The sequence below is a fragment of the Cryobacterium sp. RTC2.1 genome (assembly GCF_035018685.1).
GTDB lineage: Bacteria > Actinomycetota > Actinomycetes > Actinomycetales > Microbacteriaceae > Cryobacterium > Cryobacterium glucosi.
In genome coordinates this window covers 1-4,908 of the sequence record NZ_JASJXJ010000214.1, presented here as the reverse complement: position 1 = coordinate 4,908, position 4,908 = coordinate 1, and the positions used below count along the sequence as shown (strand labels likewise).

The 4,908-nt window shown below is 61.2% G+C and carries 6 protein-coding genes; 2 read left to right on the top strand and 4 right to left on the bottom strand.

The genetic code is table 11. The features are described from left to right. Positions 1-228: 228 nt before the first annotated feature. Together QN357_RS17795 and QN357_RS17790 are read left to right on the top strand one after the other, a co-directional pair. Complete coding sequence (locus QN357_RS17795) at positions 229-504, top strand: glutaredoxin family protein (protein WP_323505293.1); 276 nt, start codon at positions 229-231, stop codon at positions 502-504. Next, entirely contained in the window at positions 501-695 is a 195-nt protein-coding gene (locus QN357_RS17790; protein WP_322135557.1) for a hypothetical protein, read from the top strand. The genes QN357_RS17795 and QN357_RS17790 overlap by 4 nt, the downstream gene beginning before the upstream one ends. Positions 696-884: 189 nt before the next feature. Here the strand turns inward: QN357_RS17790 and QN357_RS17785 are convergent, their stop codons facing one another. The 4 genes from QN357_RS17785 to QN357_RS17770 form a co-directional block, all read right to left on the bottom strand. Continuing rightward, entirely contained in the window at positions 885-1,877 is a 993-nt protein-coding gene (locus QN357_RS17785) for an Abi family protein (protein ID WP_322140470.1), read from the bottom strand. Positions 1,878-2,235: 358 nt separating this feature from the next. Then, a complete protein-coding gene (locus QN357_RS17780; RefSeq protein ID WP_322187944.1) occupies positions 2,236-3,351 on the bottom strand; it encodes a hypothetical protein in 1,116 nt (371 codons plus the stop codon). A gap of 292 nt (positions 3,352-3,643) precedes the next feature. Further along, positions 3,644-4,240, bottom strand: coding sequence for a GNAT family N-acetyltransferase (locus QN357_RS17775; protein WP_322187946.1), 597 nt, complete (start codon positions 4,238-4,240; stop codon positions 3,644-3,646). Further along, a partial coding sequence (locus tag QN357_RS17770; RefSeq protein WP_323505292.1) for an aminoglycoside phosphotransferase family protein occupies positions 4,237-4,908 on the bottom strand: 672 nt, incomplete at its 5' end. The genes QN357_RS17770 and QN357_RS17775, both read right to left, overlap by 4 nt.

The window sequence follows — 4,908 nt, the reverse complement described above, 5'->3', positions numbered from 1 at the left end:
GAACTGATCAACGAAGCCTCGTCGACCGCTGGTCGACGAGGCTTCTTTGCGACAACTCCGTTGCCTTTTACGATCTGAGCGTACGCACCATTCCCCTCTGCGCAAGGGCTTTCGCGGCATATCCTCGCTGCGCTACGGTATTCCACGGCCCCTTGCACATTCACCCCTGGCGCTGTCTCAAGGTCTTCGCCAAAAGACAATGGGAGATAAGAGAAAGAGGACCCACCGATGCCAGAACCACTCACGGTATACACACTGCCGAACTGCATCCACTGCACCCTGACCAAACGAGCACTCAACAACGTCGGCCTGGACTACGAGACCATCGACCTCACCCACGACCAGGTCGCCGCCGCCGTGGTCACACAACTCGGCTACCGAAACGCACCCGTCGTGACCGTTGGCACCGAACACTGGACAGGGTTCAGACCCGACAAAATCTCCGCCATCGCCACAGCCCACACTGCGGCACTCACGCCGATGCCGACGGAGGAGAACGCGTGATCAAGCCCGCACCTATCTCACCCCTGATGACACCGGCCGAAATATGCGCAGCACTAAACATCGACAGCGACGCGCTCAACAAGCTACGCACCACAACCGACAAGCTCAAAATCTTCGCCATCGACGCCCACCTAATCCGATTCGACCGCGAATCCGTTTCAGCTTTCAGCATCGACGAACCTCATCGTTGAGACACGATGAGGAGGCCCCTTCGCCGCGATACACACGCCGGGACGCCCCTTTGAACCGGCTCAGCGCAGAGTCCCGGTAACCACATCTCCGACGATCAGGACTCCCCTGATAACTTCAACCGAGATGAAGCGCTCCGGTTGCCTTTGGCAAGCTCACGTGCATCGATTCAATGCCGGGCGTGCCGCCTATCAGGCGCGCCAGAGCTCAAGCGTCGGCCAGGCATCCGGGACGCCCATCGATTCGATCGTCACACAGCCAGATTCGGGAAAAGAGTTTAGGAGCTCCACGGCCCTGGCGGGCCAGCCACTGTCCGGTTCGATCGATCTGAGCAGATAGGCCATCACCGCGAGAGCGTTGTACACGCCGAACACAGCTTTCGCGGAATCCCCGTCCTTGAGATGACCAAGAAGTGGCACCTGGTCGTGACTGGGTCGTGCCGGTGCGCTGACAAGCTTGCGGTTAAAGAGGCGTGCGTGATGTGCAGAGACATTCCGGACATAGTTCAGGCTGGAGATCCAGCTGACCATTACCTTCTTCGACGGTGCCCCGTAGGCCGCGGCGATCTCCGTCGCCAACGAACTGTTCAATCCCGAATAGAGCCGGCCGAGATGTCCGAGCTCCAGAATTTCCGTTAACGCCCAGATAGGCATTTCATCGTCGTACTTGTTGCGAAAGTGAGCGACGAAGGCTTCGTCAGAATCGGCCTGGCGCTCTTTCACACGCTCGATCCACTGCGCGTGTCTACTGGGCAGTGTGTCGCCGGTCGCCTTATCAGTCTGTGATTCCGTAAACGAGTTGACGAAGTTGACGGGGTCCATGTGGGCGAATGCCGATTGCCTGCCCAACACATAGCCGATCTGCATGCGGAAAGAAATCTCGATCCGCTCGATGCCCTCGAGAACGAGCATCCGCAGGCGACGATCAAAATCAATGAGCGCAGAAGCTTGCCCTACAGACGTGCCGGAACGATAGCGGTTAAGAACTCGAAACCTGATCCGTCCGGCGTCATCCCGAAAAGGTTCCGATTCCCGGAATGGATAAAGGTAGCCCGTGAGTCGGTAATACCCGACGGCTCGAAGCAACCCGCGGAAACTCTCGTGGTCGCCCACCTCAACGCCGCGTGACTCAAGCTTGGCGACCTGTCCGTCGACCGACAACCACTTCTTTGTGTACTCAGCCACGAGTCCCCCAGTTAAAGAAAATCAGCCCGAGCCGTGAGGCGAGCGGGCTGATCGTGATGAATTTAGCGTACCACGGCCGCCCTTCAGCGCTCTGACACCCAGCAGCCGGCCATTCCTCCCCCGCCGATGGGTTCGCCCACCCCTTTCTGGCGGGTTCAGTCGCACCCACATCGGCCCTCAAACGCAGCACCCTAGACGACCTCCTCAGCGAGCTGGTCTCAAGGAGGAAATCGCCTCTGTTGCTTCCACCACTTGAATCCGCCGAAGCCCTTGCGAACGCGGGGATGAGACTGGGTGGGTCGTGTCCGGGTCTCTGTTGCGCACAGATGGACTCCGCGCAACAGAGCCTGTCAACCGGTTATCCAATCAGTTCAAGAACGGGGCCTTCATGCAATGCCCTATAGATGTCGTCGCGGATGTCATTCGCTTCGCCGTGCGTCAGGGTCTTGGAGATTGGTCGGAGTGTGAGTCGGACAAGTGCATTTGCTTGGTCCGGCTGGAGCCTCAGCCTGTCCTGCGCGCCTCGCGGGAGATCCGCGTACGCGGTGGCGTTCAGAACTTCCACCGATTCAAGGTCGTCGATGCGATCGCCTAACGCCGCCCTTGCTCGATCACCCAGGGTCTCGGCGTCCGCAGCCACGTCGACGACGATCGAGATGTCGCGGCGGATCACGGGCATGACTGAAATGGCCTGCCAGGGTGACAGGGTGAGCATTTGCTGTGCGATCCGTGGATCCGCCGCCCGCAGAAGCCGAATGTCAGGGATACCCTTTCTCAGCATCAACGCCCGGTCCAGCCCCATGCCCAGAGCAAGCCCAGACCACGCATCGGGGTCCAGACCGGCCGCGGTGAGGATGTGCGGTGCGATCAATCCGCACTCCGCCAGCTCCAGCCACTCACCCGCGATTGACACATCGACCTGACAGCCGTTGACCGTGTACGGATGCGCCGCCGAAACGGGGCGCCACTTCGCGCCGGGCAGCACCGTTTTCACCAGGGTTTCGATCATCATCTGCAGATCTGCGGCAGTGAGTGTCTTGCCAGAACTCACCCGCCACAGATCAACCTGGTGCGGGGCCCCTACGTGGGTGCGGTCGATTGCATCGCGGCGGTAGACCAGGCCAGGCAACACCAGCAGCCGGTCGCAGCTGGTCTGCGTCGACACCGACTGCAGCAGGGTGGGAATCGAGGCCGATGTGTGGCTGCGCAGCATCACCGTTGGACTCACATAGCGCGAGTATCGCCGGTCCCTGGTGACTGCCGTTGGGTCGAAGCCGAGCTTGTCGTAGTTGTCGGCGACAGCGACCAGCGGACTGTATCGGATGGTTTCGGCCGGGATGTCCCAGTGACCGGCAAGAGCGGATACGACGCCGTCGAGCAGCGTCTGCATCGCATGGTGACCCTGGTCAGGGTCGGAGAGGTCGCGAAGGTTGAGCGCGTCGGTGAGTTCCGCCGCAGAGAGATATGACGTCATGTTCTGGTCCTTTGATGAGATCGGATGGAGGAGCCACCCCCGACCGATCTGTCGCTGGACCTAAGCGCGTACGACTAAGCCCATGCGACCGGGAATCGGTCGAGGGCGAAGAAATCGCAGCGATACGTGCATGGCCTCAGCATAGGCGCAACACCCCGGAGACCACAGGTTTCCGAATGTCGCCTCTCGTTGACGCAACCACCGAAGGCAATCGTGATCGTTCGGGCCACGCTGGGTCCGTAGGGTCTGGTGCCCACAAGCCGGACCTCCTCCGGGCGCGTGCGTTCCTGTTCTACTGCGGCACCGTGAGGCTGAGCCAGCGTTCTTCGATGGCATAGCCGAGGTGTTCATTCATGCGGATGCTGCCGGCGTTGACTTGAGCTCCACCCGTGCCGAAGATCCGCACGCCGTCGTGGGCCAACGCCGTGACCGATGCGGCTTTGACGGCAACGGCGAGCCCTTTCCGACGATAAGAGCGGTGGACGGAAGTGAATTCGGTTTCAGCGCGCGTGGCCGTCAGGCTAATTACGCTGACGGCCACGAGTTGCCCGTCAGTGATGGCACCAAATAGGCGGCACCCGGATTTCCACAGTTCGAGCACGTCGCACTCGTCGCGGTGCGGCACGGATGTCGCTGGCGTAAACGGGTAGTCGGCGTGGTTCAAGGCTTCAAGGGCCGTGACCTGAAGCGCCCAGCTGTCATCGAGTTCCTCGATCAGGAATCCTTGGTCCGTTGCCGCGACGACGGCCGCGTTCAGGACCGTCAGGTTGGGTGGATCGCTGAGGCGCAGGCGGGCACCCCACGACTCGCCGACAACGACATACCCCGCCTCGGTTAGACGCTTCACGCATGGATCGCTGACTTGGACTACCTGGATATCCGCGTTCACGAGGCCTGCAGGCTTGCGCTCATGTCGAGAAGTCGGTCGCGATCACGTCGGTACAGTGCGGCATGCTCCAGGAAATCACTGCAGCCCGTGTCGGCGGCACGTTGATCCGTGACAACGGCAAGATCCTCCATGCGGTCCGCTGCCGTCCGAAGAACGGCAGTCTGGTCGAACTCATAGCCGTAGGAGCGAATGAACGCATCGAGCCGGCCGGGGCGAGCATCCCCTCCTGGGGCGTCAGGGTCTGCGTACTCGCCGAGCGGGACGAGCCGATATACGAGGAAAGCGAGATCCCAAATCCGAGGCCCGGGGGACGCCATGTCAACGTCGATAAGACCCGTGATGTGCCCGTCTTGGAAAACCATGTTGTACGGTGCGACGTCGTTCAGGCACACCACCTCGACTGGCTCGTGCGCAGGCAACTGCCATTCCGCGGCCGCGTGCACGAGGGGCGCGCTCGCGTCATGCACCCGTCGAAGCAAGGACCCAGCCTCGCGCAGGATCGTGGGCGACCAGATCCAGCTGGGCATTGGGTAATTGCCAACGATTCCCGGAAGGTAGGAGAGCACTTCCCGGCCCTGCTCGTCCAGGCCAAAGGGCTCAGGTACTTCCATCACTCCCGCCGCGCGGAGTGCGGTCAGAAGCTGATGCACCGCGGGAGTCCAAGGCCC

Excerpts from the sequence above, each read along its gene's own strand:
- QN357_RS17795 (WP_323505293.1), top strand. The coding sequence starts at position 229 with ATGCCAGAACCACTCACGGTATACACACTGCCGAACTGCATCCACTGC.
- QN357_RS17780 (WP_322187944.1), bottom strand. The coding sequence starts at position 3,351 with ATGACGTCATATCTCTCTGCGGCGGAACTCACCGACGCGCTCAACCTT.